Source organism: Tardiphaga sp. 862_B3_N4_1 (assembly GCF_051811085.1).
In the GTDB taxonomy this organism is placed as follows: Bacteria; Pseudomonadota; Alphaproteobacteria; order Rhizobiales; family Xanthobacteraceae; genus Tardiphaga; species Tardiphaga robiniae.
The window spans coordinates 1,631,863-1,647,339 of record NZ_JBPWQB010000002.1 but is presented as its reverse complement, the minus strand read 5'-3'; the positions used below and the strand labels follow the sequence as shown (position 1 = coordinate 1,647,339).

Annotated in this window: 16 protein-coding genes; 5 read left to right on the top strand and 11 right to left on the bottom strand. The window is 62.4% G+C overall.

What is annotated here, in order from left to right:
* Together AB8B02_RS25075 and AB8B02_RS25070 are read left to right on the top strand one after the other, a co-directional pair.
* Positions 1-519 (top strand): DUF2244 domain-containing protein, encoded by a 519-nt coding sequence (locus tag AB8B02_RS25075; protein WP_439065444.1) that lies wholly within the window; start codon positions 1-3, stop codon positions 517-519.
* A gap of 81 nt (positions 520-600) precedes the next feature.
* Positions 601-1,482: a methylated-DNA--[protein]-cysteine S-methyltransferase gene (locus AB8B02_RS25070; protein WP_414716825.1), complete on the top strand. Its 882-nt coding sequence runs from the start codon at positions 601-603 to the stop codon at positions 1,480-1,482.
* A 43-nt stretch (positions 1,483-1,525) separates the two neighbouring features.
* Here the strand turns inward: AB8B02_RS25070 and AB8B02_RS25065 are convergent, their stop codons facing one another.
* From AB8B02_RS25065 to AB8B02_RS25055, 3 genes are all read right to left on the bottom strand, one after another.
* Positions 1,526-2,893 (bottom strand): MFS transporter, encoded by a 1,368-nt coding sequence (locus AB8B02_RS25065; protein ID WP_089263047.1) that lies wholly within the window; start codon positions 2,891-2,893, stop codon positions 1,526-1,528.
* A 76-nt stretch (positions 2,894-2,969) separates the two neighbouring features.
* The gene (locus AB8B02_RS25060; RefSeq protein WP_439065443.1) at positions 2,970-4,499 is read right to left on the bottom strand and encodes an aldehyde dehydrogenase; all 1,530 of its coding nucleotides are present in this window, start codon (positions 4,497-4,499) and stop codon (positions 2,970-2,972) included.
* A complete protein-coding gene (locus tag AB8B02_RS25055) occupies positions 4,496-5,146 on the bottom strand; it encodes a GntR family transcriptional regulator (protein ID WP_320446131.1) in 651 nt (216 codons plus the stop codon). The genes AB8B02_RS25060 and AB8B02_RS25055 overlap by 4 nt, the downstream gene beginning before the upstream one ends.
* Before the next feature lie 171 nt (positions 5,147-5,317).
* Here AB8B02_RS25055 and AB8B02_RS25050 point away from each other — a divergent pair, with 171 nt between their 5' ends.
* On the top strand, positions 5,318-6,109 hold the full coding sequence (locus AB8B02_RS25050; protein ID WP_120287701.1) for an alpha/beta fold hydrolase: 792 nt from the start codon (positions 5,318-5,320) through the stop codon (positions 6,107-6,109).
* 26 nt (positions 6,110-6,135) lie between these two features.
* Here the strand turns inward: AB8B02_RS25050 and AB8B02_RS25045 are convergent, their stop codons facing one another.
* The 8 genes from AB8B02_RS25045 to dnaK all read right to left on the bottom strand — a co-directional run bounded on the left by AB8B02_RS25045 (position 6,136) and on the right by dnaK (position 13,311).
* Positions 6,136-6,759 carry a 2,3-bisphosphoglycerate-dependent phosphoglycerate mutase gene (locus tag AB8B02_RS25045; RefSeq protein ID WP_089263055.1) on the bottom strand — a complete coding sequence of 208 codons (624 nt, stop codon included), beginning with the start codon at positions 6,757-6,759 and terminating at the stop codon, positions 6,136-6,138.
* Between the two features lie 22 nt (positions 6,760-6,781).
* Positions 6,782-7,597, bottom strand: coding sequence for a 4-hydroxy-tetrahydrodipicolinate reductase (dapB, locus tag AB8B02_RS25040; RefSeq protein ID WP_089263057.1), 816 nt, complete (start codon positions 7,595-7,597; stop codon positions 6,782-6,784).
* A gap of 120 nt (positions 7,598-7,717) precedes the next feature.
* A complete protein-coding gene (locus AB8B02_RS25035) occupies positions 7,718-8,020 on the bottom strand; it encodes a DUF1330 domain-containing protein (RefSeq protein WP_068730266.1) in 303 nt (100 codons plus the stop codon).
* Positions 8,021-8,043: 23 nt separating this feature from the next.
* Positions 8,044-8,760 (bottom strand): orotidine-5'-phosphate decarboxylase, encoded by a 717-nt coding sequence (gene pyrF / locus AB8B02_RS25030; protein ID WP_089263059.1) that lies wholly within the window; start codon positions 8,758-8,760, stop codon positions 8,044-8,046.
* Between the two features lie 6 nt (positions 8,761-8,766).
* A complete protein-coding gene (locus AB8B02_RS25025) occupies positions 8,767-9,345 on the bottom strand; it encodes an NADPH-dependent FMN reductase (RefSeq protein ID WP_093757831.1) in 579 nt (192 codons plus the stop codon).
* Positions 9,346-9,390: 45 nt separating this feature from the next.
* Positions 9,391-9,993, bottom strand: a complete 603-nt coding sequence (locus AB8B02_RS25020) for a class I SAM-dependent methyltransferase (RefSeq protein WP_093757830.1) — start codon at positions 9,991-9,993, stop codon at positions 9,391-9,393.
* A 92-nt stretch (positions 9,994-10,085) separates the two neighbouring features.
* Positions 10,086-11,228 carry a molecular chaperone DnaJ gene (dnaJ, locus tag AB8B02_RS25015; protein ID WP_089263665.1) on the bottom strand — a complete coding sequence of 381 codons (1,143 nt, stop codon included), beginning with the start codon at positions 11,226-11,228 and terminating at the stop codon, positions 10,086-10,088.
* Positions 11,229-11,412: 184 nt separating this feature from the next.
* Positions 11,413-13,311, bottom strand: coding sequence for a molecular chaperone DnaK (gene dnaK / locus AB8B02_RS25010; protein WP_068730261.1), 1,899 nt, complete (start codon positions 13,309-13,311; stop codon positions 11,413-11,415).
* A 380-nt stretch (positions 13,312-13,691) separates the two neighbouring features.
* On the opposite strand from dnaK, the gene AB8B02_RS25005 reads away from it, so the two are divergent.
* Together AB8B02_RS25005 and pncA are read left to right on the top strand one after the other, a co-directional pair.
* Complete coding sequence (locus tag AB8B02_RS25005; RefSeq protein WP_439065442.1) at positions 13,692-14,636, top strand: hypothetical protein; 945 nt, start codon at positions 13,692-13,694, stop codon at positions 14,634-14,636.
* 85 nt (positions 14,637-14,721) lie between these two features.
* Complete coding sequence (gene pncA / locus AB8B02_RS25000) at positions 14,722-15,438, top strand: bifunctional nicotinamidase/pyrazinamidase (protein WP_439065441.1); 717 nt, start codon at positions 14,722-14,724, stop codon at positions 15,436-15,438.
* Positions 15,439-15,477 lie beyond the last annotated feature (39 nt).

Sequence of the window (15,477 nt, the reverse complement as noted above, 5' to 3'; positions counted from 1 at the left end):
ATGACATCAGGCAACGACTTTGACGTCCCGCCGGAACCGATGCTGTTCAGCGCGCTGCTGCGTCCGCATCACGCGCTGGGTCGCAAGGGCTTCCTCGTGCTCATGGGTTTCATCAGCATGGTCTCGTTCGGCGCGGGGATGGCCTTCCTGCTGATGGGCGCCTGGCCGGTGCTCGGCTTTTTCGGCCTCGACCTGCTGGCGATCTATATCGCCTTCAAGGTCTACGACAGACGCGCCAGGGCCACCGAAGAGATCACGGTCACGCCGTCGGAAATCCGTGTGCGCCGGGTCAGCCCATCAGGCGACGTCGTGGAATGGGCATTCAATCCACTCTGGGTGCAGATCGATCAGGTGTGCCACGCCGAATTCGGCATCGAGCAGCTTTTTCTGGTGTCGCGCGGCCGTCGGGTGTCGATCGCACGGTTCCTCGGCGCGGAGGAAAAGGCAAGCTTCATCAAAGCCTTGATGGAAGCGCTCCAGGCCGCCAAACGCGGCCAGACCTATAATCCGGTGAGCTGATGACCAATCGGGAATCGGGTGGTTTGCGCGCCGGGGCAGGCCTACATCAATATCATGATGAATCTTGCCAGAGACCTAGCGATGACTGAGCATCGCCCGATCAAGCCGGGCCAGCGCGACGCGGCCCTGCGCGATTACGATTCCGTACGCCGCGCCATCGGCTTCATGCACTCGCAGTGGCGGGACCAGCCGAACATCGAGGCCGTGGCGGATGCCGCGAGCGTGACGCCGGACGAGTTGCATCACCTGTTCCGCCGCTGGGCGGGACTGACACCGAAAGCGTTCATGCAGGCGCTGACGCTCGACCACGCCAAGCACCTGCTGCGCGATTCCGCCAGCGTCCTCGACGCCGCGCTCGACTCAGGCCTTTCCGGCCCGGGCCGGCTGCACGATCTCTTCGTAACCCATGAAGCGATGTCACCCGGAGAATGGAAAACCGGCGGCGCCGGCATGGAGTTGCGCTACGGCTTCCATCCCTCACCGTTCGGCACCGCGATCGTGATCGCCAGCGACCGCGGCCTTGCGGGTCTCGCTTTCTCCGATCCGGGCGACGAACAGCGCGCTTTCGCCGACATGAGCCGGCGCTGGCCGGCGGCCACATTGATTGAGGACACTCCCGGCACGGCCGGACTGGCGCAGCGCATCTTCGACAGCAAGCTGTGGCGCCCGGACCAGCCGCTGCGGGTGGTGTTGATCGGGACGGATTTCGAAGTCCGCGTCTGGGAAACGCTGCTGAAGATCCCGATGGGTCGTGCGGTCAGCTATTCGGATATCGCCTGCAAGATCGACAACCCGAAGGCCTCACGCGCCGTCGGCGCGGCCGTGGGCAAGAACCCGATTTCCTTCGTGGTGCCGTGCCATCGCGCGCTCGGTAAATCCGGCGCGCTGACGGGTTATCATTGGGGCATTACACGGAAGCAGGCCATGATCGGCTGGGAAGCCGGACAGGTGGGAGCGAATTAGCAGCAATGGGCCGCAGTTTCCTGCGGCCCATTGGACTGAACGACTAAGACGCTTCCTTCAGCACGGGCGCTGAGGATTCGTCGGTCTTCATTTCTTCAAGGCTGCGGTTCCGTGGCTCAATGCCGAACGCCCACACCGTGATGATCTGCAGCACCAGCAATCCGATCATCAGCGCCATTACGCCCGCAACGCCGCGCGCCTCGAACAGGGTCACCACCAAGAACGGCGTCACGATGGTTGCGCCGCGCCCCAGCGTGTTGACGATCCCCGACGCCCGCAAGCGCACTTCGGTGGGGAACAGTTCGGGGATATAGATGCCGAACAGCAACGCAACCAGCACATAGATCGGGATCGTGAGCGCGAAACCGACCGCTGGCAGCAGAAGCGGATCGGAAATCATCGGATAGATGATGCCCAACACCACCGCGATCAGCGACGAACCGATGATGGTCGGCTTGCGGCCCCAACGGTCGGCCGTCAGCGCGCCGATGGCCGAGCCGACCGGAGCACCCAGCGCCATCAGTAGCGAGTAACTGAACGACGTGGCGACACTCAATCCCTGTTTGATGAAGAACACCGGCAGCCAGGTCACGAAGCCATACAGCAATGTGTTGATGGTGATCAGGCAGATCGAACCGACGATCATACGCGACAGCAGTGGGGGCGCGAATAGCGACGACAGCTGGCCGGACGCCTGCACGGTCGGGACCGTGGTCACCGGCGGCAGCGGCTTGCCTTGGGCGGCCTCGCTCTCGATCTTCTGCATGAGCGCCTCTGCCTCCTCGCGGCGGCCGACGGCCTCGAGCCAGCGCGGCGACTCCGGCAGGTTCTTGCGCATGTACCAGACCACTAGCGCACCGATGCCGCCAAGCACGAACATGGCGCGCCATCCGAACATCGGCACCACGAACGAGGCCACCAGTAGCGCCACCGGCAGGCCACTGACGACGCAGACGGCCATCAGCCCCAGATACTTGCCGCGCGAACGCGCGGGAACGAACTCGGTCATCGTCGAGTAGCCGACCACGTTTTCGGCACCGAGTCCGAGGCCCATCACGAAGCGGCACAGGATCAGGATGGTCATGTTTGGTGCGAATGCCGCCGCAAGCGATGCCACGCCGAACAACAGCAGATTGAACTGGTAGGAGAACCGACGGCCGTAGCGATCGCCGAGAAAGCCGGTGCCGAACGAGCCGAGCATCATTCCGAAGAACGTCGCCGAAATGAACAGCGCATTCTCGGCGAGTGTTGAGAAGCCGCTCTTGAGCGTCACGCCGAGCACTGTTCCTGCGATATAGATGTCAAAGCCATCGAAGAACATTCCAATCCCGATCAACGTCATGATGCGGTAGTGGAACGGTCCGATCGGCAGCCGGTCCAACCGGCCGCCCGCATTTACTGATGTCGGCATCGTCGTCTCTCCCTGTTTGTTTCCATATCGATTAGCGCCGTCCCTCTGTGGGGGATCTGTTGGCGATCGCTTTGCTCTAGTTCAGTCGCTTCTGCCCCGCCGTGTCGCGATACCAGTCGAACGGGTCATCGCCCGTCGCCACCATCACGCTCTTGGTGTTGAAGTGATCATCGAAGCTTTCGGTGCCGCATTCACGGCCGATGCCACTGTCGTCCACGCCGCCCCAGGGCGATGCTGGATCGAGGCGATGATGATCATTGATCCAGACGATGCCCGCCTTGACGCGGCCGGCCACGCGATGCGCGCGAGCGACGTCACGGGTGCGGATCGCCGCGGCCAAGCCGAACGGAGAATCATTGGCCAGACGCAACGCATCGGCCTCGTCCTTGAACGGCGTGACAGATGTGAACGGACCGAACACCTCTTCCTGAAAGATGCGCATGTCCGACCGAACATCGGCGAATACCGTGGGCTCCACAAAGAACCCGTTTTCGTGACCGGCTATCTTTGCCGCAACGCCACCAGCAACCAGCCGGGCGCCATCCTCGTGGCCAAAACGCGCATAGGACAGCACGCGGTCACGCTGGCGCGCCGAGATGACCGGGCCGAGCTGCGTGTTGGGATCGAACGGATCGCCGATACGGATAGACTTCGTCTTGGCCTGTAGCTTCGCGACGAACTCGTCGTAGATCGAGGCCTGCACGATATGCCTGGAAGCGCAGACGCAAGTCTGGCCAGCACCGATGAAGGCACCGAAGGCAGCGTAGTTCACTGCCTGATCGACTTCGAAATCGTCGAACACCATGACAGGCGTCTTGCCGCCGAGCTCCATGGTCTGATGCGCGAACACTTTCGCCGCGGATGATCCGGCGATGCGCCCCGCTTCAGTGCCACCGGTCAGCACCAGCTTGTTGATGTCAGGGTGTTCGGACAGCATCTTGCCGGCGCTCGGGCCGTAGCCGAGCACGATATTAAATACGCCCGGCGGCAGGCCGGCTTCGGTGAAGATCTGCGCGAGCTTCAACGTGGTCAGGGGCGTATATTCCGACGGCTTGACGACGGTGACGCAACCGGTGGCCAGAACGGCAGCCAGCGACTTGCACAGGATCATCAGCGGATGATTGAACGGCGTACAGTTCGCCACGATCCCGATCGGCGTGCGCAGCGTATAGTTGAGATACGCGCCTTCAACCGGAATGACGGAATCGCGCCGCGCCAGGGCGACGCCCGCGAAGTAGCGGAAGAAGTCCGGGAGGCGCGCGAGCTGCGCACGTGTCTCGTTGACTGGACGGCCGTTGTTCAACGTTTCCAGCCGATACAGCGTGTCTAGGTTGGCCTCGAACGCATCGGCGAGCTTATTGATCAGGCGCGCACGGGCACGTGTATCCATGCCACCCCAGGCGCGTCCTTCGAACGCCGCACGCGCGCTCTTCATCGCATGATCGATATCGGCCGTGGTCGAATTGGGGATTCGCGCGATGACGTCGCCCGTAGCCGGGTTCCGCACATCGATCATCTCGCCGTTGCCGGCTTCGATTTCGCGGCCATCGACGAAATTGCCGTGGATCTCGACATCGATGGAGCCTGTTTTTGTTGGAATGTTCATAGATCTCTCCCTTCGACGATGATCGCGTTACGCGCCAAGGCAGGCAGCACGCGCTTTTCTGTTTTCTCGATGTGAGCCTTGATGATGCGCGCAGCGCCGCGCTGGTCGCGGCGCTGCATGGCGTCGATCAGGCTGACGTGCTCGCCCACGAGCTGCATGTGATCGCGGCCCTTGACGTTGGCGATGCTGACGCGCACTAGCCGGTCGGCCTGTTCGATCAGATCGCGCGCGGCCGACGCCATGCGCCGGTTGCCGGACGCCTGTGCCAGCGCGATGTGGAAGGCGCGGTTATAATCGATGAAATCTTCCGCCGAGCCGTCGAACGACCTGTACTGGTCCAATCCGCGCAGGATGTTGTCCGAGGCGTGCTCGATCGCTTCCGACACACAGGCCGGCTCGACCGCATAGCGAAACCGCAACAGGTCCCGGGCGTCCGAGATCGAGATCGGATTGACCCGATAACCCTGGCGCGGCTGCACCGTCACGAGATGCTCGCGCTCCAACCGCAGCAAAGCCTCACGTACGGGCTGGCGGCTGACCGCATAGCGCTCCGCAAGCTCCTGCTCCCGCATATCATCGCCTGGCAGAAAGCGACACATCAGGATATCAGACCTGAGGCTATTGTAGACATTATCTCGAAGAAGCACGGATATTTCCTCTGATTCTCCGACAAAGATGCATCTCGTGAAATATCACGTCAAGTCAGATTTGCGCGATCGAGGCCTTGCTTTTAGGGTCCGGTCCGGGACACAACAGGACAGGCGGATGCGACAGCCGATCAGGCTGCGGGCTGCAAGCTTTTGACGGGAGAGGCAAAAATGGCAGATCGGCGCTTGGCAAACGGCACCGTCAATGCAGCGCAATTCGGCGAAGGACCGGCCATCGTGCTGCTTCACTCGCTGCTGTCTGACCGGGCAAGCTTCGACAGCATCGTGCCGTCGCTGGCCAAGACCCACCGTGTCATCGTTCCCGAATTGCCGGGTTTTGGGGGATCAGACGCCGTAAGCGGCGGACTGGCGGCCGTAGCGGACCGCGTGGCGGAGGCCGTCAGGGACTGCGGCGACGGCGCGGACACGATCGTGCTCGGTAACGGCTATGGCGGTTTCGTTGCCTTGCAGATGGCGATCCGCCATCCCGGCATTGCAGGCCGTCTGGTTCTCGCCGATTGCGGCGCAGCGTTTTCCGAATCCGGCCGCGAGGCGTTCCGCAACATGGCGACGGCAGCATCGACCAAGGGATTGCCGGCGGTTACCGATGTCGCGATGCGACGCTTGTTCGCCGCTGAATTTCAGGAACAGAACCCGGAGCTGATGCGCGATCGCCGCGAGGCCTTTTTGCGCACGGATCCCGGCGTGTTTCAGAGTGCCTGCGAGTCCCTGGCGACGCTGGACCTCCGGCCTGAGATCGGGACCGTCAAAGTGCCGGTGCTGGTACTGGTCGGCGAGCACGATGAAGCGACGCCACCACCGATGTCCAGAGAGCTTGCTGCCGGACTACCTGATGCACGGCTGATCCTGCTTCCGGGCTGCGCGCATGTCCCGCAATTGCAGAAGCCGGACGTCTTTCTCGATGCGATCTCGGATTTCGTGTCGGCTGCGATGGCGCGCTAGCCGCGCCACGCAACCGAGCGCGTCGATCAACCCGCCAGATCGAGTTTCGACGCCACCGTCGCATCGGCATTGAGCCGATAGATCACCGGCACGCCGGTCGCGAGCTCCCGCGCCAGAATGCCTTCCGGCGTCAGCTTCTCCAGCACCATGATCAGGGCACGCAGCGAATTGCCGTGGGCCGCTACCAGCGTGCGTTCGCCGCGCAGCACGCAGGGCAGGATTTCCTGCACGAAATACGGCAGCGTGCGCGCCAGCGTATCCTTCAGGCTCTCGCCACCGGGCGGCGGCACGTCATAGGAACGACGCCAGACATGGACCTGCTCCTCGCCCCATTTGGCGCGGGCGTCGTCCTTATTGAGGCCGGAGAGATCACCGTAATCGCGCTCGTTCAGCGCCAGATGTTTCGTGATCGGCAGGCCGGTCTGGCCCATCTCTTCCAGTGCGAGATTGAGCGTGTGCTGCGCGCGGGTCAGCGCCGAGGTGAACGCGACATCGAAGGTCAGACCCTGCGCCTTCAGCTTGCGGCCGGCTTCCTTGGCCTCTGCGACGCCCTTCTCGGTGAGATCAGGATCTTTCCAGCCGGTGAAAAGGTTCTTCAGATTCCATTCGCTCTGTCCATGACGGACGAGGACGAGAAGACGTTCGTTCATCGAGAATTCCGTTTCGTTCTTCTTACATTTCACCAAGGCCGAGCACGTCAGCCATCGAGTACAAACCTGGCTTTTTTCCATGCGCCCACATCGCCGCCTTCAGCGCACCATGGGCGAAGATCATGCGATCCTCGGCCTTGTGCGACAGCTCGATGCGTTCATGGGGACCGGCGAAGATCACCGTATGATCGCCAGCGACAGTACCGCCGCGCAACGAGGCAAAGCCGATATCGCCGGTTTTGCGCGCGCCGGTGAGCCCGTCGCGGCCACGCGCCGAATGTTGCTCGAGCGGAATCTTGCGACCCTCGGCAGCAGCCTGACCCAGCATGAAAGCCGTGCCCGAGGGCGCGTCGATCTTGGCCTTGTGATGCATCTCCAGCACTTCGATGTCGAAGCCGTCATCGAGCGACTGCGCAACGCGCTTCACCAGCGCGGCGAGCAGATTGACGCCGAGGCTCATATTACCCGACTGCACGACGATGGCCTGACCGGTCACGCTCTTGATCACCGCGTTGTCCGACGACGACAGGCCGGTGGTGCCGATCACGTGAACGAGGCCGCGCTGGGCTGCGATCGCAACATTGGCGATGGTCGCCGCAGGCACCGTGAAATCAAGGATACCATCGGCATCCTTCGACAGCGTCCAGAGGTCGGCCGAGAGTTTGACGCCGTTCTCGGGCAGGCCGGCGAGCACGCCGGCATCCTGTCCGAGCAGCTCCGAGCCGGGCGCCTCGAGCGCACCGGAAACGACAGCGCCGGGGGTTTCGGAGATGGTGCGGATCAGCGCGCGGCCCATTCGGCCGCCGGCGCCAGCAACGATCAGTCTCATATCGGACATTGAACGATCCTCAGTATCTCAAGGCGGTATAGCGGCGCGTTGCCACGGCGGCAACACGCCCACGGTACCTAAAGTCCTTAGATACCAATCAGATCAAACACATGCTTAAGGCCCTGCCGCTCAAGGCTGCGGACCGTCATACCCCTCGATGATCACGAGATCGCTCTCGCCGTGCGGGCTGCGCATCGCGACCAACCGCTGGTATTCCGGCGAATTGTAACAGGCTAGCGCGGTCGCGTAGTCCTTGAATTCGAGCACAACATTGCGCGAGCGCGACGTGCCTTCCTTGGCCTCGAACTGACCACCGCGCACCAGGAATTTGGCCCCGAATTTATTGAAGACCGGGCCGTTCTCGGCCACGTATTGCTTGTAGCCGTCCATATTGTGCACGTCGACGCGTGCAATCCAGTAAGCCTTGGCCATCTGTCTCTCTCCCTGTCCCGTTCTTACTTGTTCGCCAGTGCCTGCGTAATTTCGGCGACGATCGCCTCGGCCGCAGCCTTCGGATCAGCAGCTTCCATTACCGGACGGCCGACCACCAGATAGTCCGAACCTTCGGCAATCGCGCGTGCCGGGGTCATGATCCGCTTCTGATCGCCCACGTCACTGCCCGCAGGGCGCACACCGGGCGTGACCAGACACATCTCAGGCTTGATATGCTTGCGCAGGTTCGCCGCCTCTTCCGGCGAGCAGACGAGGCCATCGATACCGAGCGCCTGCGCCTGCTGCGCGCGCGCGGCGACGAGATCGCTGACACCGAGTTGATAGCCCGCGGCCTTCAGATCCTCGTTGTCGTACGAGGTCAGTACTGTCACCGCGAGGATCTTCAGGCCGGAGCCCTTGCTGGCATTGGCCGCCGCCTGCATGGTCTGCGGATAGCCATGCACGGTGAGAAAGGTCGCGCCGAGCTTCGCCACGCTTTCCACGCCGCGCGCGACGGTGTTGCCGATGTCGTGCATCTTCAGATCGGCGAACACCTTCTTTCCGGTATCGGCGAGCTTGCGCACCAGCGGCAGACCACCAGCATAGCCGAGCTGATAGCCGATCTTGTAGAAAGTCACGCTGTCGCCGAGCCGCGCGATCATCGCTTCGGCAGCGTCAACATCCGGCAAATCGAGCGCGACGATCAGGCGGTCGCGGGGATCAATGGTCTGCAACGTCATCTCGTCTCACTTCATCTGCTGCGCGACATCGATAAGCTGGCGCACCATCGCCGTCATCGCATCCTTGTCGGCGGCGTGTTTCAGCCGGTCCATATCGTCATAGGCCTCACCGGCGAACGCCAGCGTGAGCTGGTTCGGGATCACCATCGCGCGACACGCCGACAGCACCAGCCGCAAGGCCTGCAAACAGCGCGCACCGCCAAGCCGCCCATTCGAAGCCGCCGCAATCGCAAACGGCCGCTCGCGAAACACCTGGCCCTTGCTCTCATGCGTATCTTCCACGCGCGAGATCCAGTCGATCGTATTCTTCACCAGCGGCGGCAGCGACGCGTTGTATTCAGGCGTCACGATCAGCACACCATGATGCGCCGATATCATACGCTTCAGATCGAGCGCATGTTTCGGTACGCCGGAATTGCTCTCGAGGTCGCCGTCATAGATCGGCAGCGGAAAGTCGCCGAGCGAAATCCTGGTGGCATCGACATCGGCGCGAACCAGCGCGTCAATGGCGACAGCCGCGAGTTTCGCATTCAGCGACCCTGTGCGCAGCGAGCCTGGAATAACGAGGATCTTGATCGCAGCCATGATTCCGATCGTCGGGGCGAAGCCACCGCGCGATCGCGGCCGGCACTAGCGTTTGCGATACACCCAGACGCGCGCCGGCGGAAGGTTCATCCAGATCCGCTCGGAGGCCTCTGTGGACACGCCGGGCAGCGATTTGGGGATCGGCGGCGCCACCGAATAGGTGAACTGCACGAAGGGCGCGTTCGGCGACATCGCCGCGAAGGCATCGCGGATCAGCTTGAGGCGCGTCAGCATCGGCTTGGTGACCAGCGGCAGGCCGGAGACGACGGCGGAGGCGGGCTCTTTCAGCACATCCCACAGGGTATCGCGCAATGTGTAGGCGTCGCCCTGAACGATCGTCGCCTGTGGGTAGCGCTCACGCAGCAGTGCGCAAAAGGTGGGATTGAATTCGACGAGCACCAGACGCTTCTGGTCCACCCCATGCGCGACGAGCGCAGAGGTGATCGCGCCGGTGCCGGGTCCAAGTTCGATGACCGGACCGGTCGCGTCATTATCGACATATTGCGCCATCGTGCGGGCAAGAGCTTTGCCCGACGGCATCACGGCACCCATATGCAGCGGCTTATCGATCCATGAACGGAGGAAGCGAACCTCGTCGTCGAGACGGAGCGGCTTCTTCAACGTACGCGCGGACGAGTGCAGAGGCATGTCGCTTCCAGGCAGACCGCGGAACGTGCGGAACGTCAGAATTTCGTCATAAAGAGGTATAGGCAACAATAGAAACGGTCAAGCTTCCAACGTCAGGAGCTTGTCCGCGTTCCGAAGAAGTCCTTGACCTTAGTGAAGAAACCCGCGGCTTCAGGTTGCGTTGCACCCGAAGATAGTTTCTCGAATTCGGCCAGCAGCTCCTGCTGCTTTTTCGTCAGGTTCTGCGGCGTTTCCACGACGACCTGGACATACATGTCGCCGGTCTGGCGCGAGCGCAGCACCGGCATGCCCTTCGACGAAACGCGAAAGCGGCGCCCGGACTGGGTGCCCGAGGGAACCTTGACCTTGTTGCGTCCGCCTTCGATGGTCGGCACTTCGAATTCACCGCCCAGCGCCGCGGTCACCATCGAGATCGGCACGCGGCAATGCAGGTCCGCGCCATCGCGCTGGAAGAAGTCGTGCGAGGCCAGCGACAGGAAAATATAGAGATCGCCCGACGGACCACCGCGCGCGCCGGCTTCGCCTTCATTGGCAAGACGAATGCGGGTGCCGTCCTCGACGCCCGCCGGAATGTTGACCGAGAGCGTGCGCTCGCGCTCGACGCGGCCGGCGCCGGAGCAGCTCGGGCACGGATCCTCGATCATCTGACCCCGGCCCTGACAGCTCGGGCAGGTCCTTTCCAGCGTGAAGAAGCCCTGGGCCTGACGGACGCGGCCGGCACCGCCGCAGGTCGAACAGGCCTTCGGCTTGGTTCCTGCCTTGGCGCCGGTGCCGGAGCAGGCTTCGCAGGTCACCGCGACCGGAATCTCGATCTGTGCGGTCTTGCCGGAGTAAGCCTCCTCCAGCGTGATTTCCATGTTGTAGCGAAGATCTGCCCCGCGCTCGCGGCCGCCGCTGCGGCCACCGCCGCGCTGTCCGGCCATGCCGAACAGGTCTTCGAAAATGTCGGAGAAGGAGGAGGCGAAGCCGGATCCAAAGCCCGGACCACCGCCGCCACCATTGCCCTGTTCGAAGGCCGCATGGCCATAACGGTCATAGGCCGCGCGCTTGTCGCCGTCCTTGAGAACGTCGTAGGCCTCGGCAATTTCTTTGAACTTCACTTCAGCGGCGGCATCGCCTGGATTCTTGTCCGGATGCCATTTCATCGCAAGCTTGCGAAACGACGTCTTCAGGGTCGCATCATTCGCGCCGCGCTCGACTTCCAACGTCTCGTAATAACATTGCTTGGTGGACATCAGTCAGATCCGCCCGAAATTGGTCCTCATCCCGAGGAGCATCCCAGAAGAACGCATCGATCAAGATGCTACTCCCGCACTAACAAAACTTGCCTAACAAGGCCGGCCTAACAAAAAAACAACCCTCATCCTTCGAGACGCGCACCGCGCTACTCAGGATGAGGGTCATCGTTCCGCTCGCCTATCAGGCCGACTTCTTCGGCTTGTCGTCGTCGACTTCCGTGAACTCGGCGTCGACCACGTCATCCTTCTCGGCGTCGCGCTTGGCGTCAGCCTCGGCCTGCTGGGTGTACATCGCTTCGCCGAGCTTCATCGAAGCTTGCGCCAGCGTGTTGGTCTTGGCCTTGATCGCCTCGGCATCATCACCCTTCAGAGCTTCCTTCAGGTCGCTCATGGCATCCTCGATGGCGCGGCGCTCGGTCTCACCGACCTTATCGCCATGCTCGCCGAGAGCCTTCTCGGTCGAATGCACGAGGGCATCGCCGTGGTTCTTGGCATCGACAGCCTCACGACGCTTCTTGTCCTCGGCAGCGTTGGCTTCGGCGTCCTTGACCATCTTCTGGATGTCGGACTCGGACAGACCGCCGGATGCCTGAATCCGGATCTGCTGTTCCTTGTTGGTCGCCTTGTCCTTCGCCGACACGTTGACGATGCCGTTGGCGTCGATGTCGAAGGTCACCTCGACCTGCGGCATGCCGCGCGGAGCGGGCGGAATGCCCATCAGGTCGAACTGGCCGAGCGGCTTGTTGTCGGCCGCCATTTCGCGCTCACCCTGGAAGACCCGGATGGTGACGGCGTTCTGGTTGTCCTCGGCCGTCGAGAATACCTGGCTCTTCTTGGTCGGGATCGTTGTGTTGCGCTCGATGATCCGGGTGAACACGCCACCCAGCGTCTCGATGCCCAGCGACAGCGGGGTCACGTCGAGCAGCAGCACGTCCTTCACGTCGCCCTGCAGCACGCCGGCCTGAATGGCGGCGCCGATGGCCACGACTTCGTCCGGGTTGACGCCCTTGTGGGGCTCCTTGCCGAAGAACTGCTTCACGACTTCCTGGATCTTCGGCATGCGGATCATGCCGCCGACCAGAACCACTTCGCCGATTTCACCGGCGGTGAGGCCGGCATCCTTGAGCGCCTTGCGGCAAGGCTCGATGGTCTTCTGCACGAGATCGTCGACCAGCGCTTCGAACTTGGCGCGGGTCAGCTTCAACGTCAGATGCTTCGGACCGGAGGCATCCGCCGTGATGAACGGCAGGTTGATTTCGGTCTGGGTCGTCGACGACAGCTCGATCTTCGCTTTTTCAGCAGCTTCCTTCAGGCGCTGCAGAGCCAGCTTGTCGTTGCGCAGGTCGATGCCCTGCTCTTTCTTGAACTCGTCGGCGAGGTAGCCGACCAGACGCATGTCGAAGTCTTCACCGCCGAGGAACGTGTCGCCGTTGGTGGACTTCACTTCGAACACGCCGTCGCCGATCTCAAGGATCGAGACGTCGAAGGTGCCGCCGCCGAGGTCATACACCGCGATGGTGCCGGACTTCGACTTGTCGAGGCCGTAAGCGAGCGCAGCCGCAGTCGGCTCGTTGATGATGCGCAGCACTTCGAGGCCAGCGATCTTGCCGGCATCCTTGGTGGCCTGACGCTGGGCGTCGTTGAAGTAAGCGGGCACGGTGATGACGGCCTGCTCGACCTTCTGGCCGAGATGAGCCTCCGCGGTCTCCTTCATCTTCTGCAGCGTGAAGGCGGAGATCTGCGAGGGCGAATAGGTTTTACCGTCGACTTCGACCCAGGCGTCGCCATTGCCACCTTTGGCAATCTTGTAGGGGACGAGCTTCTTGTCCTTCTCGACGGTCGGATCGTCATAGCGGCGGCCGATCAGGCGCTTCACCGCGAAAATGGTGCGCTCGGGATTGGTAACTGCCTGGCGCTTGGCCGGCTGGCCGACGAGGCGCTCGCCATCATCGGTAAAAGCCACGATGGACGGCGTGGTCCGCATGCCTTCCGCGTTCTCGATGACCTTCGGCGTTTTGCCATCCATGACGGCGACGCAGGAATTCGTCGTACCGAGGTCGATACCGATGACCTTTCCCATGCTCTCATATCCTTTTTCTGCGGCAGGTTGGCTGGGCCCTGACGGCACCCCGCTCCCAACCCCCAAACATCAACTATTCGCGATATTGCGACGGTAGGCCTCATATAGGAGGGGGGGTGGTGGCCGCAAGGCATCTGGCACACTCCAGACCCATGAAAACACGACCGATGCGCGAAATTAATATTTGGTGAAACAGACCCTTGGCGGTTGTTTCGCCAATACGCGACGGATGGGCGCGGACGGCGCCGGGAACGGATTTATGGCTTGATCTGTTGGCGGAACAGGGCAACCGTGAAAGCCCTTTCCGACCGGGCGCGCGGCGACCAAGGCCGGAGCCCCGCACCATCGAACAGCCTCAATGCAAACCCAGTAGATTTTTCATGAAACATGCTGCGCCCCTGTTCGCCTTGACCATGCTGACGGCCATTTCGGTCGCCCACCGTCCCGCTTTGGCGGCCGATCCGATTTTCCCGCCGGGGGTCCGCGTGGGTCTGGCCCCGCTGGTCGGCCTCGCCCCGGCAAAGACCTTTGTCGGCTTCGAGACCTCCGATCAGGGCGTTAAGGTGCTCATGACCGAGCTACCAGCCGCCGCCTTCAACGAGGTTGAGATCGCGTTCAAGGCCAATCCGGCTGGTATGGCCGCGAAGCCCGAGAGCATCGAGACCACGGCCGGAAAGGCCTTCTACACGATCGAGAACGCCAAGGACGCGACCGGCAATGTCAGGCGCTATTCGATGATCGTCGGCGGCGGGACCTTCTCCGGCTATGTCGCCGTGCAGGTCCCGGAAAACGCCCAGAAAATCTACACCGACGACGCGGTGCGCCAGATGCTCTCATCCGCCGTGGTCCGCAAGGAAGTCCCGCTGGCAGAGCAACTCGGTCTGATGCCGTTCAAGGTCTCGGAAATGAGCGACTTCAAGACCGTCCGCACGCTGGCGCCGGGTGCCGCGCTATTGCTGGCCGACTCGAGCGACGAGAACAGCATCGAAACGAGTCCTTTTGTGGTGATCGGCAGCCTGGCCTCCGCGCCGGAAAAGGCTGAAGATCGCGGCCGCTTTGCCCAGCAGGCCGCGGGCACGATTCCCGGCCTGCGCGAAGGCCGCATCACCATGTCGGAGCCGCAACGGATCGACGGCATGGCAGGCTGGGAGACCCGTATCGACGCCGTCAGCGGCAAGAACAACACGCCGGTCAGCGTTGTGCAGTGGCTGCGCTTCGGCGGCGGCAAGGTCACCATGCGCATTATCGCAAGCGCCCCACGTGACGATTGGGCCAAGGCGTTTCCGCGCTTCCGCGCCGTGCGCGACGGTATCGAGCCGCGCTAAAGAACGCACGGCCGTCCTCACGGCCCGCTTTACGATCTCCACGTGACCTGATTTGCTGGGCCAATTCGGTACGGGGAATTTCGCGATGCTCAACAGACGTCAAATTCTCGGAGGGCTTGGAACCATGGCCATGACCAGCCTAGCTCCCAAAACACTGTCCGCCGCCGGCAAGGTTAGCCTCGACCGCACATCCGTCCTGCTGGTGATTGACGTGCAGAACTGCTTCCTGCCCGGTGGCAGCCTTGCGGTGAAGGACGGCGATAAGGTCGTGCCGGTCATCAACGCCATCGCGAAGAAATTCGCCGACGTGGTGATGACGCAGGACTGGCACACGCCCGGCCATATCTCCTTCGCGTCCAGCCACAGCGGCAAGAAGCCGTTTGAGACCACCGATGTGAAATACGGCAAGCAGGTGCTGTGGCCGGATCACTGCGTGCAGGGCACTGAAGGGGCTGCGCTCTCGAAGGATCTCGCCATCCCGCATACCGAGCTGATCCTGCGCAAGGGCTTCAACAAGGACGTCGACAGCTATTCGGCCTTCACCGAGGCCGACGGGAAGACCACCACCGGTCTCGCCGCCTATCTGAAAGCCCGCAAATTGCAGCGCGTGTTCATCGCCGGTCTCGCCACAGATTTCTGTGTCGCGTGGTCCGCCCTTGATGCGCGAAAAGCAGGTTTCGATGTCTATGTGATCGAAGATGCCTGCCGTGGCATCGACACGCAGGGCTCGCTGGCCAAGGCTTGGGCCGACATGAACAAGGCCGGCGTGAAGCGGATCCAGTCGGGCGAGCTGGCGGCTTAACTCTCGCTGTCATCGCCCGGCTTGACCGGACGATCCAGC

Coding starts and splice junctions, on each gene's coding strand:
- pncA (WP_439065441.1), top strand. CDS start 14,722: ATGCTCAACAGACGTCAAATTCTCGGAGGGCTTGGAACCATGGCCATG.
- dnaJ (WP_089263665.1), bottom strand. CDS start 11,228: ATGTCCACCAAGCAATGTTATTACGAGACGTTGGAAGTCGAGCGCGGC.
- AB8B02_RS25005 (WP_439065442.1), top strand. CDS start 13,692: ATGAAACATGCTGCGCCCCTGTTCGCCTTGACCATGCTGACGGCCATT.
- AB8B02_RS25050 (WP_120287701.1), top strand. CDS start 5,318: ATGGCAGATCGGCGCTTGGCAAACGGCACCGTCAATGCAGCGCAATTC.
- AB8B02_RS25065 (WP_089263047.1), bottom strand. CDS start 2,893: ATGCCGACATCAGTAAATGCGGGCGGCCGGTTGGACCGGCTGCCGATC.
- pyrF (WP_089263059.1), bottom strand. CDS start 8,760: ATGACGTTGCAGACCATTGATCCCCGCGACCGCCTGATCGTCGCGCTC.
- dnaK (WP_068730261.1), bottom strand. CDS start 13,311: ATGGGAAAGGTCATCGGTATCGACCTCGGTACGACGAATTCCTGCGTC.
- dapB (WP_089263057.1), bottom strand. CDS start 7,597: ATGTCCGATATGAGACTGATCGTTGCTGGCGCCGGCGGCCGAATGGGC.
- AB8B02_RS25075 (WP_439065444.1), top strand. CDS start 1: ATGACATCAGGCAACGACTTTGACGTCCCGCCGGAACCGATGCTGTTC.
- AB8B02_RS25060 (WP_439065443.1), bottom strand. CDS start 4,499: ATGAACATTCCAACAAAAACAGGCTCCATCGATGTCGAGATCCACGGC.
- AB8B02_RS25025 (WP_093757831.1), bottom strand. CDS start 9,345: ATGGCTGCGATCAAGATCCTCGTTATTCCAGGCTCGCTGCGCACAGGG.
- AB8B02_RS25035 (WP_068730266.1), bottom strand. CDS start 8,020: ATGGCCAAGGCTTACTGGATTGCACGCGTCGACGTGCACAATATGGAC.
- AB8B02_RS25070 (WP_414716825.1), top strand. CDS start 601: ATGACTGAGCATCGCCCGATCAAGCCGGGCCAGCGCGACGCGGCCCTG.
- AB8B02_RS25020 (WP_093757830.1), bottom strand. CDS start 9,993: ATGCCTCTGCACTCGTCCGCGCGTACGTTGAAGAAGCCGCTCCGTCTC.
- AB8B02_RS25045 (WP_089263055.1), bottom strand. CDS start 6,759: ATGAACGAACGTCTTCTCGTCCTCGTCCGTCATGGACAGAGCGAATGG.